Raw genomic sequence first — 21,295 nt, forward strand, 5'->3', positions numbered from 1 at the left:
TAATTTTTCTCTGTTATTTTAATAAATTTCAACATTTCGTTAAAGTTAAAAAAGCCTTAATTAAACGCTTTAAAATTATCTTTTACATAAAATTTGCAATTGATATTTGTAAATGTAAATTAGTCGCATGCTGTTTCGGCCACAATAATAAACCAATTATAGCCGGCAAAATAAGCCTTTTTTTATTCATAAAAATCAATAAGTAAATGAGAAAAAATTACTCAAAAAAGTATGTTCTTCTTTGTGCTTTCCTGATGATGTCATTCATGGCGTTTTCACAAACCGGGAGTATTAAAGGAAAGGTATCTGACGAAACCAACCAGCCCCTCCCCGGTGCTACGGTTACTATCGATGGTACCACTATTGGTTCAACTACCGACCCTAATGGTAACTATGCCATTAACAATGTTAAAGCCGGTACTTATACCCTAAGCGTAAAATTTATCGGTTATATCACCATCAAAAAAGCAGTAACTGTTAGCGGTGCAACTGTCGAGAACTTCAGCCTCGTTCCCGAAAGCAAAAGCCTTAACGAGGTAGTGGTTATAGGTTACGGTACCCAGCGCAAAAAAGACCTTTCAGGCGCTATCACCAATGTAACCGCCAAAGATTTCCAAAAAGGCGTTATCACTACTCCCGAGCAATTAATTGCCGGTAAAGTTGCCGGTGTATCTGTCATATCAAACAGCGGTGCACCGGGCGCAGGTAGCACTATCCGCGTACGTGCCGGTGTATCACTTGCCGCGGGTAATGATCCGCTGATCGTAATTGATGGTGTCCCTATCGATCGCCCGCGTAATGGTGACGGCACATCGAAAATACCGGGCGTTGCAGACCCGTTAAGCTTAATTAACCCAAATGATATCGAATCTTTTTCCATACTGAAAGATGCGTCGGCTGCTGCCATTTATGGTAACAGGGCCTCAAACGGCGTTATATTGATCACTACTAAAAAGGGCAAAAGCGGTAAACCGGTTATAGATTTCAGCACGCAGTTTTCGGCAAGCAAGCTCAACAAGTATGTTGACGTGCTTACAGGCGATCAAATACGCGATTATGTGAATGCTAATGGCACAGCAATACAAAAATCACAGCTTGGCACAGCAAATACCAATTGGCAAAAGCAAATTTACCAAACAGGCATTACTACCGATAATAACATTAGTATATCAGGTGCAACCAAACACCTGCCTTATCGCGTCTCTGCCGGGTATTTTGACCAGACAGGCATTTTAAAAACCAGTTCATTACAACGGTTTACCGGCGCAATCAACTTAAGTCCAAGCTTTTTCACAGACCATTTGAAAGTGACGCTGAATGCCAAGGGCTCACAGGTTAAACAGCGGTTTGCAAATGAAGGTGCAATTGGTTCGGCAGTTAGCTTTGATCCTACCAAACCTGTTTACTCGGGCAGCAATCGTTTTGGTGGCTATTACGAATGGTTAAATGATCCATCAAAACCGGCCACAAGTCAGCTTAAAGGGTTAGCCACACTTAACCCACTGGGTTTACTTGAAGAGCAAGACAACCGCAGTAATGTTTATCGTAGTATAGGCAACCTCCAATTGGATTATAAATTTCACTTTTTACCCGAATTGCATGCAAATGTTAACTTAGGCTACGATGTATCTAAAGGCTCGGGCAGCGTGAACATTCCTGACAGTGCGGCTTCAAACTACAACGGATTTCAGGACAGTAAAGGGATCACTCACCGCGGCCAGCGAAACCCATATAAGGGCACACAATCAAATACTATATTTGAAGGTTACTTCAGCTATGCTAAAGATCTGAAAAATATCGCAAGTCATATCGATGCGGTTGCAGGCTATTCATACCAGGATTTTAGCACAAAAAATTACTATTACGGATCCTATGCATTTGACGGAACCGAAAGACCAGGCTCTAATCCAAACTTTAATTTTGATGAACCAGAAAACAGGCTGATATCTGTTTATGGCCGTTTAAATTACGTATTTCAAGATAAATATATCCTAACCGGTACTGTACGCCGGGATGGTTCATCAAAATTCAACCCCGACAAACGGTTCGGTACATTCCCTTCTGTAGCATTTGCCTGGAAACTGAAACAAGAGCAAATGTTTAAGGGGATAACCGCATTATCTGATCTTAAATTACGATTGGGCTATGGTGTAACCGGACAACAGGATGGTATTGGTAATTATGATGTAATATCATTTTATAATCTTAGCGGTAACGCCGCCCAATATCAGTTAGGCGATATTTTATACAATCTGTACCGTCCGGGCGGATACTATTCACAACGTACCTGGGAGCAAACAGCCTCATCAAACGCCGGGCTCGATTTTGGATTTCTTGACAACCGCATTACCGGTACCCTCGACTTTTATTACCGCAAAACATCAAAACTCCTAAACAGCATACCACAACCTGCAGGCACTAACTTTTCAAATACTATTGTGGCCAATATTGGCGATTTAACCAGTAAGGGTGTTGAATTAAGTCTTAATGCCGATGTGATCAGATCACAGGATATGAACTGGAGCATTGGTTTTAATGCTACCTATAATACCAATAAAATCACCCGGCTTACGCTGGCCCCTGATCCAAGCTATCCCGGGGTGTTAACAGGTGGCATATCAGGTGGTACCGGTAACACAATTCAAATCAATTCGGTTAATTATCCCCGCCTTTCTTTTTATGTGTATCAACAGGTTTACGGCACCGATGGCAGACCGCTTGACGGTGTTTTTGTGGACCGCAATAAGGATGGCATTATCAATAGCAGCGACCTTTACAGATATAAAAGTTCAGATCCTAAGGCTTACTTCGGTCTTAATTCAAACTTCAATTATAAAAAATGGTCGGCAGGTTTCTCAGCAAGGGCAAGTGTAGGTAATTATGCTTATAACAACGTAGAGGCAAGCTCGGGCACGCAATTAAGTGTATTTAACGGTATCGGAATATTGAACAACGCTTCTACAAGTTTGCTTCAAACTGGTATAGTGGGCTCTTCTGATAAGATGAGACTATCCGATTATTACATACAGAACGCGTCGTTTATAAAAATGGATAATATTAACCTGGGTTATAACTTTGGCAAAGTGTTTGGCAACACCGGCAATTTGCGTGTAAGTGCCAACGTACAAAACGTATTTACCATTACCAAATACAAAGGTCTCGACCCCGAAGTTAGTAGCGGTATCGATAACAACTTTTATCCAAGGCCGCGTACATATGTGTTAGGTTTAAACCTTTCGTTATAATATAAAGCTGATAACGCAGAAAAAAATTAACATGAAAAGAAATTCATTAAAATATATATTAATGACCGGCCTGATAGCCGGGAGTTTAACATCGTGCACCAAGAAGCTTAATTTGCTTCCTACCAATGATGTAACAGCCGAGCAGGTTTACAGCTCGCCTGAGGGTTACAAGCAAGCATTTGCTAAGGTTTACGCCGCATACGCGCTTACCGGCAACACCGGTCCAGCAGGTAACGGTGACGTACAAGGTATTGATGAAGGCACCTCCGATTTCTTTCGCCTTTACTGGTGCGCTGAAGAATTACCTACTGATGAAGCTGTTGTAGGCTGGGGCGACGTAGGTTTGCCCGATTTTCACAGCATGACATGGTCATCAAGCAACCTGTTCCTTACAGGTTTATATTACCGTTGTATGTACCAGGTTACACTGGCTAACGATTTCATCCGCCAGTCATCTGATGCTAAGCTAAGCAGCAGGGGAATTACCGGTGCCGATGCCGATAAAGTTCGCCAATATGTTGCCGAGGCCCGTTTTTTAAGGGCTTATCAATATTCGATTTTAATGGATCTGTTCGGGAACCCTCCCTTCGTTACCGAAAACGACGCTTTGGGTGGTGCTTTGCCCAAGCAGATAAGCCGTAAAGATTTGTTTAATTATATTGAAAGTGAGCTTAAAGCTATAGATGGTGGGCTTGTTGATGCCCGTGGTAACGAGTATGGGCGTGCTGATAAAGCTGCTGCATGGGCTTTGTTAGCCAGGATTTACCTTAATGCTGAAGTTTATACCGGAACCGCACGTTATGCAGATGCCGTAACTTATTCAAAAAAGGTGATTGATGCCGGCTATACCCTGGTTACAGATTATAGCAAGTTAATGCGTGCTGATAACAACCTCAATAAAAATGAGTTTATTTTAACCATTAACTACGATGGCCTGCATACACAAAGCTACGGTGGCGCTACTTTTATGACACACGCGCCTGTAGGTGGCAGTATGCCTGCCGCTGATTTTGGAATTTCAGGTGGCTGGGCCGGTTTACGTACTACAAAAGCTTTTGTAAACCTGTTTCCGGGAGGCGCTTCAAGTGCTGATAAACGTGCCCAGTTTTATACTGATGGCCAGAATATCGATATCAATACAATAAGTAGTTTTACCGATGGCTACGCTATCAGTAAATTCAAAGATGTTAAGATAGACGGTGGTGCCCCGCAGAGTTTGGATTATGCAGATATGGACCTTCCTATTTTCCGTTTAGCCGAACAATATTTGATTTATGCCGAAGCTACAACACGTGGCGGTGGCGGTAATGCTGCACTTGCTTTAAGTTATGTTAACAAATTAAGGGCCCGTGCTTACCAAAGTGCTACCACCGGCCAGTTAACCGCGTTAACAACCGACCTGCTGCTTGATGAGAGAGGACGTGAACTGTATTGGGAAGGTTTCCGCCGTACCGACCTTGTACGTTATAAAAAGTTTGTTGAGGCTACCTACTTGTGGCCTTTTAAAGGCGGTTCAAAAGATGGCAAAGGTGTTGAAAGTTTCCGTACGGTATATCCGTTACCATCGGCAGATGTTACCGCTAACCCTAATCTGAAACAAAATACAGGATACTAATAATATACCGGGAGATGCTTTACAGGTATCTCCCGTAAAACCATAAAACCTAAAAAAGGATATGAAAAAAATATTTACCACGCTCCTGGCATTCGGCGGCATCGCACTGCTGATGCTGGCATCATGTAAAAAAGATGAAGTAAAGGTTGTAGCAAACGTAGGCAAGGTAGGCGCTTTAACATCAACAACAACCGCCCCCGAACTATCAAAGCCCAATGCTAATAATGATGCCGTTACTTTTAACTGGGTTGCAACCACGGTAACGGGCTATAATGCCCCTATCACCTATACTATACAGTTAGATGTAAAAGGCAATAATTTCAAAAACGCAAGGGAAGTAAGTACCGATAAGCTCACCCAAACACTAAAGGTAGGTGCACTTAACGATATGCTGACCGCACTGAAGCTATCTTATGATAACTCATCGCAGGTTGATGTCCGCATTAAATCATCTGCTGCCCCAAACCTGGCTGCCTCCTATTCAAATATCATTACATTAACTGTATTACCGTACCAGGGTACAGGTTATATTTATGTTCCGGGTGCCTACCAGGGCTGGGATCCGGCAACTGCCGATAGCCTTACTTCGCCAAATAATGATGGTGTATATGATGGTTATATCGGTTATCCTGCAGGCAAGCTTGAGTTTAAACTTACCCCTAAAAAGAACTGGGATTTGTCATATGGAGATGCAGGCAGCGGTAAGATAAGTACTACGGGCGGTAACCTTTCGGTACCTGCCGCAGGATATTATGCGTTGCACGCTGTTATTGACCAAAACGATAAAACCAAGGGCACATTTACCGCTACGCCTGTATTTTGGAGCATTATTGGTGATGCTACTCCGGGCGGCTGGAGCACTGATACCGATATGCTTTATGATGCTACCACCAAAACATGGAGTGTTACAGCTGCTTTAATTGGGGGCAAGGATCTGAAATTCAGGTTTAATCATAGCTGGGATTTAAACTTAGGCGGAACACCAGGTGCACTTACACCGGGCGGAGCTAATTATACAATATCTGCCGGAGGTACGTGCAAAATAGTATTAAATGCTAACGCCAACACCTTTACCATCACAAAACTTTAAGCGCAAAAACCGCAGTTGATTGATTTATTTATATGGCCCCGTATGGTGATTACCTGCGGGGCCTCTTTTTGATCTGAACCATGATTTTTTAGGATTTGAGGATTGGCAGGGTAGATGATGTCGATTAGAATGTGAAAAGTACATATCCTCATGGTCATCCTTAAATCCTAAAAATCATGGTTCAAAAAAAAGCGATGAGGTCATCCCTCATCGCTTTTCTGTTTTATGTTTTTATCTATGAACTATGATCCATTAACCATGAACCAAAAATGAACTTACCTGTTTGCTATATCCACGTACTCTTTACTGGTAGCACCAACGTAAATCTGGCGCGGGCGGCCGATAGGCTCTTTGTTTTCTTTCATTTCTTTCCACTGGGCAATCCATCCCGGTAAACGGCCAAGGGCAAACAACACAGTGAACATATCGGTTGGGAAACCTAATGCACGATAAATAATGCCTGAGTAAAAATCAACGTTAGGATAAAGTTTGCGCTCAACAAAGTATGGATCTTTTAGGGCAACCTCTTCCAGTTTTTTGGCTATTTCCAGTACCTCGTCATTAACTCCCAGCTTTTCTAAAATATCGTCGCAGGCTTTTTTGATGATCCTTGCACGCGGGTCAAAGTTTTTATAAACGCGGTGACCAAAACCCATTAAACGGAAAGGATCATTTTTGTCTTTAGCCTTGGCAATCCATTTATCAGTATCGCCGCCATCTTCTTTGATCTTCTCCAGCATTTCAATTACAGCCTGGTTGGCGCCGCCATGTAAGGGGCCCCAAAGCGCAGAAATACCTGCAGATACCGAAGCATAAATGTTAGAATCAGAAGAGCCAACAATACGAACAGTAGATGCTGAACAGTTTTGCTCATGATCGGCATGTAAGATCAACAGTTTGTTCATGGCATCCATAACAACCGGATCAATTTCTACTTCCTCTGTACGCTGACCAAAGGTCATGTGCAGGAAGTTGGTAACGTAATCGTATTTGTTTTGCGGATAGATAACCGGGTGCCCTAATGATTTTTTATAGATCCATGAAACCACGGTAGCCATTTTAGCAAGCATTTTAATAATGCTCTGGTTAAGCTCCTCTGTAGTTTGGGATGGTTTTAATGATTCGGGATAAAAAGCAGATAATGCAGACACCAATGATGACAACTGCCCCATCGGGTGCGATTTTGACGGAAAGCCATCAAAAAACTTCTTCATATCCTCATGCACCAGGGTATGGCGGCTTAACTCGTACTGGAATGATTTTAGTTTTTCGGCAGATGGCAGTTCACCATAGATCAGCAAATAGGCAACTTCAATAAATGATGATTTTTCGGCTAATTGCTCAATTGGATAACCACGATATTTAAGGATCCCCTGCTCGCCATCTAAAAAAGTAATGGCGCTTTTGGTAGCGCCTGTATTTTTGTACCCGATATCAAGTGTTACATAACCGGTTTGATCGCGAAGCTTAGAAATATCGATTGCCTTTTCACCTTCAGTGCCCTCAATTACCGGGAGCTCAAATGTTTTATCACCAATTTTTAGTTGTGCTGTTTCCGCCATAGAAATTTGTATCTGCAACAAATGTAAATAAATCTGCGTATTAAATAACCGCTAATATAATTTACTGTTTGTAAAAATTTACGGGCAAATTTATTATTTTACAACCTGTATTTTTGTTTATACACGTTAATAATTGATTAAAAAATTACTGCAATCCATGTCGTTAAAAGGTAACTCATTGGTAATGATCCAAAACGAAGCTACTGTTTACCGGCTCTTACTTATAGGTTTATTAATTGCCAGTCCCTCGTTACATTATCTTTGCTACAACAATTCGTACGATCCTTTTTGGTTAAGGGCTATAAACTGTTTTTTTTGTGCCATCACTTTATTTTTTTCTTTCATTAATAATAAAACCCTTTATAAAGCGGGGATCTTTGCTACCATATTATCTTTCCTGGTCATAAACAACTGCATTTTACTTGGCAAAAACGGTTTTGAACATGTGTACCTGTTTAGCGCCATAACCATCTTTATTGCCTTAACCCTTTTTTGCAAAAAAAGTAAAGAGTTCATAATGATCAGCGAGGCCAACCTCGCGGCTATTATAGTCGCCTATTTCACCGCCCCCAGCCTTGCCATTTCGCCCGCAGTGTTGATAGTGCTTATTTTGATTTTCACTGTAATAGCATATGTTTCGTTTTTAGTGGTAATGGCTTATCAGTACCAGCTAAAGAATGCTGTTGATAACGTGATGAAGCTTAACCAAAGCCTCATGATTAATGATGCCAGGCTGCGTGAAAGCCGCAATCATCTCAACGCGCTCATTAACTCGTTAAATGACATCATTTTTGAGTTTGATGAAAGCAAAACATGTATTAACGTTTGGTTTAATGAATTGACCGAACGCATAGTTGACCCGCGGATAGCAATTGGCAAAACACTCGATAAGGTAGTAGGCCCGCAAAAAGCCGAAAAGTATGACAAAGCCTTAAACTATGTTATTGAAAACCGCAAACCTATCTCCATCGGGTTTTTATCTGATTATGATAGCGGACATTCATTTACAGCCAACTTTACCCCCATATTTGATAAAACAACAGGCTACACCGGCAGGATCTCGGCCTCGGTAGTTGATATAACCGAACAAAGAAAATACGAACGCGCACTTAAGGAAAATGAAGGGCTATTATTGGAAGCTCAAAACATCGCCAAAATAGGCAACTGGTGGTATGACCATGAAAATAAGGAAACGTTTTGGTCGGCAAACCTGAACGACCTGCTTGGGATTGAACAGATTCCTGCTGATATGAGCCGCTTTCAATATTACATAAGCCTTGTTCATCCGGATGACCGGAACGCTGTTTTCGAATACCTCGCATCTATCCGTTCAACAACTCAAAACAAACTCGAGCATAAATTTATCACGCCGGCCGGCAACCTGAAGTACATCAGGATCCAACGCGGCGAAAAAAAATCACAATCAGATACCAGCACGCGTACTTTTGGGATTATTCAGGATATTACCGAAGCGCGGTTGGCCGATAAAGCGGTTAAACTAAGCCAGCTTGAGCTTATGGAAGCCCAAGCCATGGCTAAAATAGGCAACTGGAAATATGATGTAGCTACGGGTAGCCTCAGCTGGTCGGACGAGTTGAACAACATTTACGAGCTTGGGAAAGATACTTCATTGTACCGCAAAACATTCATAAACCTGCTGCTTAAATACGTTCATCCTAATGACAAGTCTATCATCAGGAAGTTGCTGCAAAGCAATGCGAACAACATGGATTCATCGCACGAATATCGTATCATAACCCCTCAGGGCAATTTAAAACACCTGAGCATTATAGCGGGCAAACGCTTGTATAATGAAGATGGCAGCGTACGCAAAATCATAGGTACCCTTCAGGATATAACCGAGCGCAAACAGGCCGAGCTTGACTACAGGGGTGCCGAAAGCAAATACAAATCGGTACTGGAAAAAATAAACATGGTAGCCATTACCGTTGACGGAAGCGGATTGATCACTTTCTGCAATAAATATTTAGCCAAGCTTATAGGCTATAAACAGCATGAACTGATAGGTATGAACTGGATGGATAACTTCATACCTGAAGATCTGAAGGAATTTTTAAAAGATTGGTTTGCCAACAATGCTGTTTTACCTCATTATATAAACCCTATTGTTTGCCGTAACGGCGAACAGCGTGTCATCAGCTGGCAAAACACCGTTTTTTATGATGAGAATGGCAATATTAAAGAAACGACCAGTATTGGCGAAGATATTACCGATCAGCAAAAGGCCCGGCAGGAATTGATCTGGGCTAAGGAAATGGCCGAAAAATCATCCAAGTTCAAGTCGGAATTTTTATCTATCATGAGCCATGAGATCCGTACACCGATGAACGCGGTTATTGGCACAACTAACCTGCTGATCGACGAAAACCCGCGGCCCGAACAGATGGAATATCTCAACACGCTCAAATTTTCGGGCGAAAACCTGTTGGCCATCATCAATGATATTTTAGATTACAATAAGATAGAAGCAGGCAAACTGGAACTGAACAATTCGAGGTTCAACATCCACCAGCTGATCCGTAAAATAAAGCAATCTTTTGAACCCCGGGCTGCCGAGAAAGAATTGACGCTTGAATTGATAACCGATGATACTATTCCAGGCGATTTAATGGGCGATGCCATGCGCCTGAGCCAGGTACTCAATAACCTGATAGGCAACGCTATTAAATTTACGCATGCAGGCAAGGTTATTATCCGGTTGGATAGAGATGTACTAACCGAAAGCACTGTCAATATTAAATTTGCAGTTACTGATACCGGCATCGGCATTTCGCCCGAAAGCTTTAACATAGTTTTTGATCCTTTTATGCAAGACCAGCAGGTGATCAATAACGACTATGGCGGAACCGGTTTAGGCCTGGCTATTACCAAAAGACTGGTTGAACTGCATAACAGCACAATTGCAGTATCAAGCGAACTGGGCAAGGGTACTACATTTAGTTTTACGATAAGTTTTCCTGTGGCACCGGAGGTTAGTATTCCGAAGCCAGTTGGAGATGCCGTAAATATTACAGATAATAATCTGCAGGGCATGAACATTTTAATTGTCGACGATAACAAAATGAACCTGATGATAGCCGGCAAATTTTTAAAGCGCTGGAATGCCCAGGTTCAGGAAGCATTGAACGGACAAATAGCTGTTGACCTGGTTAACCATAACGTTTACGACCTTATTATCATGGACCTGCAGATGCCTGTTATGGATGGTTTTGAAGCGACGGCAGTTATCAAACAGTCACAACCAGACCTACCCATCATAGCCCTCACAGCAGATGCCATGCCCGAAACCTACGAAAAAGCCCTGGCAGCCGGTATGGTTGATTACCTCACCAAACCCTTTGTCCCCGAAATACTGTACAGTAAACTGGCAAAACATATCAGGCAATCAGCGTGAGTTTGATTTCGGGTTTCGGATTTTCGATTTCGGATTGTCCTCAATCGCCTAAGCAGCTATTCGAAATCTCTGACTTCGAATTAACTATGCCTGGAGTTTGCAACTCCAGCCCTACACGCTAAAATAAAATCAGGACACAATAGCCTATGTATGTAGTTGCAAACTACATACATAAGTCATCCGTAGACAAAGTCTACGGACAGCGAATCGCCTAACTCCATCAAAATAAAAAAGCGACAGGCATCCCTTATCGCTTTAAATATCATTAAATCCTCAAATCATGAGAATCAAGGTTCAAAATAAAAAAGCGACAGTATCCGCATCGCTTTTAAAATATCATGAAATCCCTGAATCATGAAAATCAGGGTTCAGTTTTTTTAATTGATCTGCTCCTTTACCGATCCGCATTCCTTCATATGCTCAGGGAAGTACGGATTTTCGATGTTTTTGGCCGAAGACAACCAATACCCACCTTTACCCCCATCTGCCATTGGGCAAAAATCAACATAAATTGGATCTGATTTAAATTTGGCACCTTTTATTAGTGCGATCACATCTTTACTCAAAACTAAAAATTCATTCCGCTGAACTTTGATATCGTCGACGGTAGCTATCTGGTGTGCTACAGTTGCCGTTTCGGTACAGCCTTTAATACCAGCCAGCCTTGCTTCCAAAGCGGTGGCTGCAATTTTAACCCCTGCTACATCCGATTTTAAAAATTCATCTTTCAGGGCAATGTAAGCTTTAACCACACCTGCAGTATCTGCTACCGGTACAGCGGTGGTTTTAGCCGAATCGGCTGCAACACTATCTGCCTTAGCAGTTTCCTGTTGTTGCTTTGCGGGTTGATTACATGCTACAGCGGCCAAAACCGCTAAAAAACAAAATCCTTTAATTATTTTCATATTACAATTAGTTTGTGCGGATAGCTTCAACCGGATCCAGCCTTGAGGCCGAATACGCTGGAATGATACCGGCTATTACCCCTATTATAATTGAATAGCTTAAGCCCCTTGTTACGTTAGCTGCATCAAGTATTACCTGTACATCTAAAGCCGCCTTTACGGCAAATGTGGCCAGATACACAAAAAACAACCCGATGATCCCGCCCACAAAACAAAGCAGCACCGATTCAATTAAAAACTGCAATAATATGAAATAGTTTTTAGCACCTAATGATTTTTGTATGCCTATGATATTGGTACGCTCCTTTACCGATACGAACATGATATTGGCGATGCCGAAACCACCAACCAAAATGGAGAACCCGCCGATAATTGCACCAGCAATGTTAACTACTTTAAAAAGATCGTCGAGCTGCTGGGTGATCATGGTTGTACGGTTTAACGAAAAATTGTCATCGGCACCGGGCCTTAGCCTTCTTATAGAACGCATAAGCCCTTTGATCTCGCTTTCAACATCATCGGTCGGGATCCCTTTTTTACCGCGCACAATAATTGACGGACCGTATTTTGAACTCTGTATATCAATTAAATTGCGGGCAAAGTTAAGGGGCAGCAGCACCTCTTTATCAGTAGAGATACCCAGCATATCCTTGCCTTGTTTTGAGAACACGCCTACGATGGTCACATATCGCCCCATTACCTTGATCTGCTTGCCTACAGCATCGCCATCGGAAAAAAGGGCCTGCGCAATATCATAACCAATATCGGTTATAGGCGCCCCGGTTTTTGATTCCATTTCGGTAAAGTAACGACCGCTTTCAAGGTCAAAATTCCAGGTTTTGTCATGATCCTGCGACGCAGCATCCACCTGGGCGCCTTCAACCGTATTGCTTTTATATTTTATGGTGCGGTTATCGATGTTTATTTCGTAGGATAATGCCTCGGCGGTTGTGATACGGCGCGAGAGCTCATTAAAATCGCGAAGGTCAGATTCGGGCCTTTGCAGGTACTTCCACCAGGGGAAATCGCTCCCGCCTACCCACGGCCACTTTTGCACATATATACTGTTATTACCCAGCTTATTAACACTGTTTTGCAGGTTATTACGCAGGGTATCAACTGCCGATTGTACAGCTATGATGGTAAATATACCAATGGTTACTCCAAGTAATGATAGCAACGTACGTGTTTTGTTCTGCCGCAGGGCATCGCCGGCAAACAAAAAACTTTCCCTTAAAAGTTTTAAAAAAAGCATATAACTTATTTTGATCTTACTTGTTAATCAATCCATATTGCACGGTTAGCGCGTGGAGGTAATAAAACAACGGACGCTTTTATTGCTGATACGTTAAACCGCCTGCTCATATTTTTTTAGACAACAGCCCATGATTTAAGTTACAGTATTTTTCAATTAATATAACGGTAGTGTAATTAAACTGCTTCTTAAAAAAATCTGTTAAATTAACAAAAAAATTCGTACATTTGCGCCCTTGAAAATTCATAAAAACAAGCATGAAATTATCTCAATTTAAATTCAACTTACCTGAATCCCTTATCGCCCATACACCCTCTGCCACCCGCGATGAATCACGTTTAATGGTTTTACACAAAGATTCGGGCAAAATTGAGCATAAAATATTTAAAGACGTGCTGGATTATTTTGATGATAAGGATGTAATGATCCTTAATAATACTAAAGTTTTCCCTGCCCGTTTATATGGCAACAAAGAAAAAACCGGTGCCACCATCGAAGTATTTTTGCTGCGCGAACTGAATAAAGAGCTGCGTTTATGGGATGTACTGGTTGATCCGGCCCGTAAAATACGCGTAGGCAATAAATTATATTTTGGCGATGACGACTTGCTGATTGCCGAAGTTGTTGACAACACCACTTCACGCGGCCGTACCATTCGCTTTTTGTTTGACGGAACTGACGAAGAATTCCGTCGTAACGTTGAAATTTTAGGCGAAACACCACTGCCTAAATACATTAAACGCAAAGCTACCGCCGAAGATAAAGAGCGCTATCAAACCATTTTCGCTAAACATGAAGGTGCTGTTGCAGCTCCTACAGCCGGTTTACACTTCAGCCGTGAGCTCATGAAACGCCTTGAATTAAAAGGTGTTGATTTTGCCGAAGTTACCCTGCACGTTGGCTTAGGCACATTCCGCCCGGTTGAGGTTGAAGATTTAACCAAACACAAAATGGATTCGGAACAATTCATCATTGAACAAAAACAAGCTGATATTGTAAACCGGGGCATTGAACGCAAAGCACGGATCTGTGCAGTGGGCACAACTTCAATGCGTGCTATTGAATCGGCTGTATCGGCAAACAAAACTCTGAAAGCTGCTAACGACTGGACCAGCAAATTCATCTTCCCGCCGTATGATTTCAGCATTGCCAATACCATGATCACCAACTTCCATACCCCCGAGTCAACACTATTGATGATGATCTCGGCATTTGGCGGTTACGAACACGTAATGAATGCATATGAAATTGCAGTAAAAGAAAAATACCGCTTTTACAGCTACGGCGATGCTATGCTGATCATCTAATCTTCTTAGATGTGAGATTTGAGATTTGAGATATGAGACTGTGTTTCATATCTCATTTTTTTTGTGGTAGTTTTATGCAAAAAAAAGCCTTGTCATTGTAAGTGTTAATATCCGTCAGGCTTTGAAGGCGAAACGACGCCCCACGCCGTCATGCTGAACTTGTTGCAGCACCCCAAAAGAAAGGTAGGCGATTTGCTTAGCATGTGGCTTAGCGAGTGAGGTGTTGAAACAAGTTCAACATGACGATAATTTTCAATTATGTCATGGGTAGGAGCCAAAAGAGAAAACCCTAAAAAAACTGTAATGGTGTGTAAAATATATTTTAACAATGTTGTGCAAGGGGCCGCGTTAGGGATTGCAGTGGAAAGCCCACAGCGCGTGTAGGGATTGCGGGCAGGAAAGGCGAGGACTTGGAACGAAAAGCCCGGCCCGTTAGCTAACGGGAACGCCCATATTCATAAACTAATCGGAAATACATTTAATAATTAACAACTTACAATCATATCATCGAGTCTCCCTCAGGGTCTCTGTATAGTATGCGATTGCCGCGCTATCGCTCGCAATGACATGGTTAATTAAGTCTTTATTTTTAGTAAAAAAACAAATGCCCTCTAATCTCCAATCTCTAACCACTAATCTCCCCCACTACGTTATCATAGTAGCCGGAGGCTCGGGCAGCCGGATGCAATCGAGCTTGCCCAAACAGTTTTTGCTGCTTAACGGTAAGCCTGTATTGATGCATACTATCGAGGCCTTTGATCAATCAGCGGCGAAACCAGCCATTATACTGGTTTTACCTGCTGCTTATCATACTTACTGGCAGCAATTGATTCAAGAATATTCCTTTACCATCCCACACCGGTTGGTTACCGGCGGAGAAACCCGTTTTCATTCGGTTAAAAACGGGCTCGACCTGATTACCGATCAGGAAGCCCTGGTTGCCGTACAGGATGCCGTACGCCCGCTTACATCACCCTATATTATAGACGAGGCCTACCAATGCGCTGCAGAGCACGGAACCGCCGTAGTGGCCGTTAAAAGCCGCGATTCGATACGTCAGGTAAAAAAAGGCCGGTCGGTAAGCCTGGTCAGGGATGAAATTTACCTGGTGCAAACTCCGCAAACCTTCAAAGTTTCGCTCTTAAAAAAAGCCTATGAGCAGCCGTTTGATACCAGGTTTACAGATGATGCCAGCGTTGTTGAGCAGTATGGGGCTGAAATAAAACTTACTGAAGGCGATCACAGCAACATCAAGATCACCTTCCCCGAAGATATTGCCATTGCCGAACTGCTTTTAAGCAAAAAGCCACAGCTATAAAGTCTGTGGCTTTTTTGATTTGCAATACAAGGTTAAATTTGTTATGCCCGCCTGATTACACCTAAAAGTACAGCTATGATAGCTATTACTAATAATATGTGGATCAAACCACCTCCAAATGGGTGTATAAATGCCCCAAACAGCCATCCTATAACCAGGATAACAGCGATAATGTACAATAAGCCTCTCATTTTGTTATGTTTTTAGTTAAGTAAATGTGTAATTACCTATACCAAAACCATTCCAAAATTAGCGGTTAATAAAAAAAACCCTTATTGCTAAGGGTTTCATTATCGTGTTTAATACTCGTCTTCATTAAAGAAGAAGTCGTCTTTAGTCGGATAATCCGGCCAGATCTCTTCTATGTTTTCGTACGGTTCGCCATCGTCTTCAAGTGCCTGAAGGTTTTCGATAACCTCAACAGGAGCGCCTGAACGGATAGCATAATCAATTAATTCGTCTTTAGTTGCGGGCCATGGTGCATCTTCCAGGTGCGATGCCAGTTCAAGTGTCCAATACATCGTTTTTATTTATATTATAATTATCAGTAAAATTTACTTTTTCGCAAAAGTATAACATTTTCAAATTGAATATCAATATTTTTTTTCAATTTTTTAAACCCGTGGTACCCACTGATTTTCAGCTATTTTATTATCATTAGCAATTTTGCGGGCCAAAGTGAACAGGTAATCACTCAATCTGTTCAGATAAATATTCACTTTTTCGTCAACTGTACTCTCTTCCGCAAGCTGAACGCTTATCCTTTCGGCACGCCGGCAAACACATCTTGCAATATGGCAAAATGAAATCACATTACTGCCGCCCGGCAAAATAAAATATTTAAGCGCCGGCAGGCTTTCATTCATGGTATCCATTTCCGTTTCCAGCATTTCCACGTCACTCATGTGCAGGTCAGGAATAATCATCCGTGACCGCTCCGGGTCGGCTGCCAGTGAGGAGCCGATTGTAAACAACCTGTCCTGTATCTCCTTCAATACCTCCTTATCATGTGCATCAATATCCTGATCACCAATAAGCCCGATGTACGAGTTAAGTTCATCAACCGTACCATAGCTTTCAATGCGGATATGGTGCTTGGGCACGCGCGTACCACCAATTAATGAGGTAAACCCTTTATCTCCCGTTTTAGTATATATTTTCATACTTAATTAACAATAAACTCCTACAATCTGGTTACAAAAAAAAAATGATACCGATTATCAGGCAATAAAACCAGGCCTGTCAAATCTTTTTTCCATGATTGGTGTTATTTCAAATCTATCATCTTAAATTTTGTATTTCATCACACTTTAGCATATTTTTTGCCAATGAAGTGTAATTTTTAAAATGATAGCTTAAACTTGCATCCGTAATATCATCAAACATACTTAGCGTTAAACTCATGAAACCGATCATATTATCATCCAAGCTGCTCTCCTTATCGCTTATCATCCTGCTTTCAACCGCCTTTAGCTGCGGTGGCAACAGCAATACCAAAGCGCCTGCTCAAAAAAAAGCTGCCCCACCCAGGGTAAGCATGGCCGGCTTGCTAAGCGAAAAACAATTTAATGATCTTTTTCCGCAACGTGATAAATTTTATACTTATGCAGCCTTTATTAAAGCAGCTGATGAGCTTGGCATGGTCAGTGTAAAAGTAACCCGCCGGGCAACATCCGTTTACCAGCTGGTACGCACCGATAAAAAAACAGGCAAAAAGGCCGTTGTACGCCAGGATGTTGATTGGAACGAAGAATGGGCCAAAGCCAAACCAGATAGCACCTACACCATTGATTATGGCAATTTCTGCACCGAATACAGCACTGATGTAAATAAAAAAGAACTCGCCGCCTTTTTTGCACACATCGCCCACGAAACCCGTCATGGCGTAAATGCTACCTATACCGATGGCCTCATGCTGATCCACGAAAGTAATACCAGCTTGCCTTATGTTGCCGAAAATGATGAATACCCACCCGTTGCCGGTAAAAAATACTATGGCCGCGGACCAATGCAGCTGAGCTATAACGGCAATTACGGTTATGCTTCGGATTGTATTTTAGGTGATGATAAAATATTGCTCCAAAACCCCGAGATGGTAGAGACCGACCCGGTAATGGCCTTTAAAACCGCCATCTATTTTTGGATGACGCCCCAAACCCATAAACCATCGGCACATGATGTAATGACTGGCAAATGGCAACCCAATGCAGAAGATAAAGCCGAAGGCCGCACGCCCGGCTTTGGTATGACCATTAATATTGTGAACGGCGAAGTTGAATGTAACAAGGGCGAAAATATGTATAACATGAACGACAGAATTGGCTTTTACCAGTTTTTTCTGAAAAAACTGGGGGTTAACGATGCCAATTGTGTTTGTTCATGCGGTAAAATGAAGCCTTACCATTATTAAAGGCAGGTAAATCACGTTTAAAACATCGCAGAAGAATTAAAAGCAGATAAGCAAAAAATTTACACACTAATTTTTCCGAATTATTCAAATTACACGAATGTTTAATAAAGAAAAAATTTTAATTCGTGTAATTCGATTAATTGTGGCATACCGGCAAGGTAATTCGTGTAAAAATTTCTCTCCGCGATTTCTTCGAATAACCACAATTATTTAAAAGCAATTTCCCTGTTATTTAAATTGGGGGGTAGTGTCTCAGTTTGAGTGGCATTCTTTTCTCAATGCTTATTTATATACTTTTATTATCTCTAAATTTAATTAAAAGATCAATGAATGCTGTTATATGGGTCTTTCAGGTTGCTTTAGCAGCCTTTTTTATTATGCCGGGTGTTGGTAAAATTAGTGGCAGCAGAGCAAGCCATATTGCTGACGGACATATTAAACCAGATGGAAATTTGCTTCCTATCCGCATACTTGGTGTATTAGAGTTGCTGGATGTGCGGGCATGATTGTTCCCTGGCTAACAGGGGTCGCACCAATACTTACACCTATTACAGCAGTCTGTTTTTGTCTTATAATGGTAGCCGGCATGATTAACCATACGATAAAGAGGGAATATAAAATGTTGCCTATGCTAACCGCCGTTCTGATAGTGGCTTCGTTAGTGGCGTATTATAGGTTTGCTTCTATAAACAGATAGAAATTTCAAACTGAGACACTATCGATTTTTTAATTTCGAAGTAAAAAAGCTATTATTGTATTAGCATTTTACAACACTAAACTTTAACATTTGGAATCCGCTATTGAAAACGCCGGCTTGTTCCCCCCGGCAACCGACCAGTTCGGTGATATCCTGGACAGCCTGAAAAACAGATTCAGGATTGAACAAACCGGGCATATTGATTTTCATTTAGAGCAGTTTAGTATTTTCAAAGACTATCTCGACATTAGTGTAAAGGAATCATACGCTATAAAAAATAAAAATAATGACAGTTATATGCTGTTTACCGAATGCCAGTCAAAACATATCGGGCATCATCACGGCAAGGCTGTAACCTCCGCACCATATCAAACCTGGGCACTGGCTTATTTAAAGCATGATTTTGGCAGGGTACTTATCAGGCGCGAAACATTGGTTGACAAGATCATTGAACTGATCCATCCGGTTGAGCTTGATTTTGCCGAAGACAAAGCTTTTAGTGATACTTTTTATATGCTGGTAAGCGACCGTCAAAAAGCAATTACCGGTGCCGACCGTAATTTCCGCAACGTGGTAATGGATATCAGGCTGGATGATTTTGTAATAGAGATTGTTGAGCATACCCTCATTATCGGTAATACCCACGCAATCTCCGTAGAAAAAGCTATGCACCTGGCAGAGTTTGTTTCGAGACTGTGCACCACCTGCGATTAAGCTTAAATGTGAATAATAAGTTGTCAGCAGCAGATAAAATATTTTTTTCTGTAGAGACGCATATGATGACTCTCTACAGAAACTCATTTTAATACTGCCGGTAAAATATAATCCTTCATCATTTTATCAACCTGCGGATGCGCATACGGCGTATTGTAAGCCTCGGCTGTTATAATAACCACCAGTGGCTGATCGGTAAAAACGAAAATCTTGTTGCCGCCATTCCCCGAGCAATAATAGGTTTCGCAAGTTTTATTGTTTACGGTATAGGTTTTGTTCCAAAACAGGTAGCCGTAAAAGCCTTCGCCCACCACATCCTTCGGTAACGTAAGGTGTTGGGTAAATGATTCTTTAACCCAGCTTTGCGGAATTATCTGTTTACCATTCCATATACCGCCATTTTTATACAATTGCCCAAATTTGGCATAATCAAGCGAACGCATTTGCAGGCCGCCTGCGGTATTGGGTACATTTTGCGGGGTGTACTGCCAGCGATAATTACTGATGCCCAATGGCTTGAACAGTTTCTCGGCCGAATATTTATCAAGTCCGCCGGGTACGGATTTGTTCAGGATATCGCCCAATACCACCACGCCCGCCGTAAAATAATTCCATTGTTTACCTGCGCTTTTATTGCTGTCTGTTTTAAGGTTGAGGGTAAATTTAACCCAATCATCTGTAGGGTACATATTTTCCTCGTTACCGGGCGAGTCGCTTTTATTATCATCCGCATCAAAAACCGAGCTCATGGTAAGCAGGCTTTTTAGCGTTACATTCTCTTTTTGGGGAGAGTAGTTACTGAATTTTTTAAGGTCATAAAACTCCTTTAAGGTTTGATTAATGCTTTTGATATAGCCATCATGGACAGCTATCCCCATCATCGCCGAAGCAAATGTTTTACCCACCGAACGGGGATTGTGTAATGAATCGCGGGCGCTGCCGTTAAAATATTCCTCAATTAACAATTTACCATTTTTAATCACCACCACACTGGTGATCTGTTTAAACCTGTTGCCCGCAATAAGGGCATTCATCTCCATGATCTTCTTTGTATCGAAGCCATCTTTTGATACTTGCCAGCCGCTGCCTGGCTTTATGGGCTGCAATTCGGCATCCTTTGGGTCAATTGCAGGTACGGTAAACCTGATCTCTCCCTGCGCTATCAACGCACCTACTTTCAAATCAGGGACAGCAATATAAGGTCGTACTTCAATTTTTAGCTGGTGCGTACCTGTTGTAAGCGCATCTTCCCCGCCATGGGCCATAAACCTTCCCCATAAAAAACGTCCCCATGAATCCTCACCCCTGTTACTGACGAACGGGACAAATATGGTGGTCTTTGTATTTTTTACGATGGGCAAATTAGCCCTTTTATGCAGGTTTTCCTGGTAAACCTGTTTGCCATCTACATAAAAAGTAAACTGAAAGTTGCCCTGGTTTAATTGTTCAACGCTTAATGAAGGCTGTAAGCTATGCTGATAATTGGTTAATGAATTGGCAAGCAAAAGCCGCATGTACAAATTGTTTACCGGCTTAGCCTCATATCTTGTTAACAGATCGCTTTGTTCCAGTTTTTCAAGCGGGATAGTATCTGCCTCAAAAACAACCTTACCTATATTGGCTTTTTGAATAGCGGAGGTTATAGGTTCAGGTTCGATGATATTGCCGGTTTGGGCAAATGTGTTACAGGTTGCAGCAATTATGATAGAGAGTATTGATAAATATCGTTTCATTTTTATTTGTTTAGATTTTACAAATCTGT

17 protein-coding genes are annotated in these 21,295 nt (G+C 41.8%); 10 read left to right on the top strand and 7 right to left on the bottom strand.

Features of this window, described 5'->3' with window-relative positions:
• The first annotated feature begins 206 nt into the window (after positions 1 to 206).
• The 3 genes from SNE26_RS13155 to SNE26_RS13165 all read left to right on the top strand — a co-directional run bounded on the left by SNE26_RS13155 (position 207) and on the right by SNE26_RS13165 (position 5,950).
• Positions 207 to 3,245, top strand: coding sequence for a TonB-dependent receptor (locus tag SNE26_RS13155; protein WP_321559812.1), 3,039 nt, complete (start codon positions 207 to 209; stop codon positions 3,243 to 3,245).
• A gap of 31 nt (positions 3,246 to 3,276) precedes the next feature.
• On the top strand, positions 3,277 to 4,860 hold the full coding sequence (locus tag SNE26_RS13160; RefSeq protein WP_321559813.1) for a RagB/SusD family nutrient uptake outer membrane protein: 1,584 nt from the start codon (positions 3,277 to 3,279) through the stop codon (positions 4,858 to 4,860).
• A 61-nt stretch (positions 4,861 to 4,921) separates the two neighbouring features.
• A complete protein-coding gene (locus SNE26_RS13165) occupies positions 4,922 to 5,950 on the top strand; it encodes a SusE domain-containing protein (RefSeq protein ID WP_321559814.1) in 1,029 nt (342 codons plus the stop codon).
• 275 nt (positions 5,951 to 6,225) lie between these two features.
• On the opposite strand, the gene SNE26_RS13170 is transcribed toward SNE26_RS13165, so the two are convergent.
• Positions 6,226 to 7,512, bottom strand: coding sequence for a citrate synthase (locus tag SNE26_RS13170; protein WP_321559815.1), 1,287 nt, complete (start codon positions 7,510 to 7,512; stop codon positions 6,226 to 6,228).
• A gap of 133 nt (positions 7,513 to 7,645) precedes the next feature.
• Between SNE26_RS13170 and SNE26_RS13175 the strand changes: the two genes are divergently transcribed.
• Positions 7,646 to 10,927 carry a PAS domain S-box protein gene (locus SNE26_RS13175; RefSeq protein ID WP_321559816.1) on the top strand — a complete coding sequence of 1,094 codons (3,282 nt, stop codon included), beginning with the start codon at positions 7,646 to 7,648 and terminating at the stop codon, positions 10,925 to 10,927.
• Between the two features lie 377 nt (positions 10,928 to 11,304).
• On the opposite strand, the gene SNE26_RS13180 is transcribed toward SNE26_RS13175, so the two are convergent.
• On the bottom strand, positions 11,305 to 11,832 hold the full coding sequence (locus SNE26_RS13180) for a DUF3347 domain-containing protein (protein WP_321559817.1): 528 nt from the start codon (positions 11,830 to 11,832) through the stop codon (positions 11,305 to 11,307).
• A gap of 7 nt (positions 11,833 to 11,839) precedes the next feature.
• Positions 11,840 to 13,087 carry an ABC transporter permease gene (locus tag SNE26_RS13185; RefSeq protein WP_321559818.1) on the bottom strand — a complete coding sequence of 416 codons (1,248 nt, stop codon included), beginning with the start codon at positions 13,085 to 13,087 and terminating at the stop codon, positions 11,840 to 11,842.
• Between the two features lie 257 nt (positions 13,088 to 13,344).
• Here SNE26_RS13185 and queA point away from each other — a divergent pair, with 257 nt between their 5' ends.
• Complete coding sequence (gene queA, locus SNE26_RS13190) at positions 13,345 to 14,394, top strand: tRNA preQ1(34) S-adenosylmethionine ribosyltransferase-isomerase QueA (RefSeq protein ID WP_321559819.1); 1,050 nt, start codon at positions 13,345 to 13,347, stop codon at positions 14,392 to 14,394.
• A 604-nt stretch (positions 14,395 to 14,998) separates the two neighbouring features.
• Positions 14,999 to 15,712: a 2-C-methyl-D-erythritol 4-phosphate cytidylyltransferase gene (locus SNE26_RS13195; protein ID WP_321559820.1), complete on the top strand. Its 714-nt coding sequence runs from the start codon at positions 14,999 to 15,001 to the stop codon at positions 15,710 to 15,712.
• Positions 15,713 to 15,753: 41 nt separating this feature from the next.
• On the opposite strand, the gene SNE26_RS13200 is transcribed toward SNE26_RS13195, so the two are convergent.
• From SNE26_RS13200 to SNE26_RS13210, 3 genes are all read right to left on the bottom strand, one after another.
• On the bottom strand, positions 15,754 to 15,903 hold the full coding sequence (locus SNE26_RS13200) for a lmo0937 family membrane protein (protein ID WP_110585189.1): 150 nt from the start codon (positions 15,901 to 15,903) through the stop codon (positions 15,754 to 15,756).
• 108 nt (positions 15,904 to 16,011) lie between these two features.
• Entirely contained in the window at positions 16,012 to 16,233 is a 222-nt protein-coding gene (locus SNE26_RS13205; protein WP_002996718.1) for a DUF2795 domain-containing protein, read from the bottom strand.
• 93 nt (positions 16,234 to 16,326) lie between these two features.
• The gene (locus tag SNE26_RS13210) at positions 16,327 to 16,875 is read right to left on the bottom strand and encodes a cob(I)yrinic acid a,c-diamide adenosyltransferase (protein WP_321559821.1); all 549 of its coding nucleotides are present in this window, start codon (positions 16,873 to 16,875) and stop codon (positions 16,327 to 16,329) included.
• Between the two features lie 239 nt (positions 16,876 to 17,114).
• Here SNE26_RS13210 and SNE26_RS13215 point away from each other — a divergent pair, with 239 nt between their 5' ends.
• The 4 genes from SNE26_RS13215 (at position 17,115) to SNE26_RS13225 (ending at position 19,533) form a co-directional block, all read left to right on the top strand.
• Positions 17,115 to 18,122: a chitinase gene (locus SNE26_RS13215; protein WP_321559822.1), complete on the top strand. Its 1,008-nt coding sequence runs from the start codon at positions 17,115 to 17,117 to the stop codon at positions 18,120 to 18,122.
• A 326-nt stretch (positions 18,123 to 18,448) separates the two neighbouring features.
• Entirely contained in the window at positions 18,449 to 18,628 is a 180-nt protein-coding gene (locus SNE26_RS13220) for a hypothetical protein (RefSeq protein ID WP_321559823.1), read from the top strand.
• On the top strand, positions 18,625 to 18,819 hold the full coding sequence (locus SNE26_RS29545; protein ID WP_373695593.1) for a hypothetical protein: 195 nt from the start codon (positions 18,625 to 18,627) through the stop codon (positions 18,817 to 18,819). Before SNE26_RS13220 ends, SNE26_RS29545 begins: the two co-directional genes overlap by 4 nt.
• A gap of 90 nt (positions 18,820 to 18,909) precedes the next feature.
• The gene (locus tag SNE26_RS13225; protein ID WP_321559824.1) at positions 18,910 to 19,533 is read left to right on the top strand and encodes a hypothetical protein; all 624 of its coding nucleotides are present in this window, start codon (positions 18,910 to 18,912) and stop codon (positions 19,531 to 19,533) included.
• An 83-nt stretch (positions 19,534 to 19,616) separates the two neighbouring features.
• Here SNE26_RS13225 and SNE26_RS13230 read toward each other — a convergent pair whose 3' ends face one another.
• A complete protein-coding gene (locus tag SNE26_RS13230) occupies positions 19,617 to 21,266 on the bottom strand; it encodes a serine hydrolase (RefSeq protein ID WP_321559825.1) in 1,650 nt (549 codons plus the stop codon).
• Positions 21,267 to 21,295 lie beyond the last annotated feature (29 nt).

Source organism: Mucilaginibacter sp. cycad4, from assembly GCF_034263275.1.
Lineage (GTDB): Bacteria > Bacteroidota > Bacteroidia > Sphingobacteriales > Sphingobacteriaceae > Mucilaginibacter.

Coding starts and splice junctions, on each gene's coding strand:
- SNE26_RS13170 (WP_321559815.1), bottom strand. CDS start 7,512: ATGGCGGAAACAGCACAACTAAAAATTGGTGATAAAACATTTGAGCTC.
- SNE26_RS13165 (WP_321559814.1), top strand. CDS start 4,922: ATGAAAAAAATATTTACCACGCTCCTGGCATTCGGCGGCATCGCACTG.
- queA (WP_321559819.1), top strand. CDS start 13,345: ATGAAATTATCTCAATTTAAATTCAACTTACCTGAATCCCTTATCGCC.
- SNE26_RS29545 (WP_373695593.1), top strand. CDS start 18,625: ATGATTGTTCCCTGGCTAACAGGGGTCGCACCAATACTTACACCTATT.
- SNE26_RS13185 (WP_321559818.1), bottom strand. CDS start 13,087: ATGCTTTTTTTAAAACTTTTAAGGGAAAGTTTTTTGTTTGCCGGCGAT.
- SNE26_RS13220 (WP_321559823.1), top strand. CDS start 18,449: ATGAATGCTGTTATATGGGTCTTTCAGGTTGCTTTAGCAGCCTTTTTT.
- SNE26_RS13195 (WP_321559820.1), top strand. CDS start 14,999: ATGCCCTCTAATCTCCAATCTCTAACCACTAATCTCCCCCACTACGTT.
- SNE26_RS13160 (WP_321559813.1), top strand. CDS start 3,277: ATGAAAAGAAATTCATTAAAATATATATTAATGACCGGCCTGATAGCC.
- SNE26_RS13200 (WP_110585189.1), bottom strand. CDS start 15,903: ATGAGAGGCTTATTGTACATTATCGCTGTTATCCTGGTTATAGGATGG.
- SNE26_RS13230 (WP_321559825.1), bottom strand. CDS start 21,266: ATGAAACGATATTTATCAATACTCTCTATCATAATTGCTGCAACCTGT.
- SNE26_RS13180 (WP_321559817.1), bottom strand. CDS start 11,832: ATGAAAATAATTAAAGGATTTTGTTTTTTAGCGGTTTTGGCCGCTGTA.
- SNE26_RS13215 (WP_321559822.1), top strand. CDS start 17,115: ATGAAACCGATCATATTATCATCCAAGCTGCTCTCCTTATCGCTTATC.
- SNE26_RS13205 (WP_002996718.1), bottom strand. CDS start 16,233: ATGTATTGGACACTTGAACTGGCATCGCACCTGGAAGATGCACCATGG.
- SNE26_RS13210 (WP_321559821.1), bottom strand. CDS start 16,875: ATGAAAATATATACTAAAACGGGAGATAAAGGGTTTACCTCATTAATT.
- SNE26_RS13155 (WP_321559812.1), top strand. CDS start 207: ATGAGAAAAAATTACTCAAAAAAGTATGTTCTTCTTTGTGCTTTCCTG.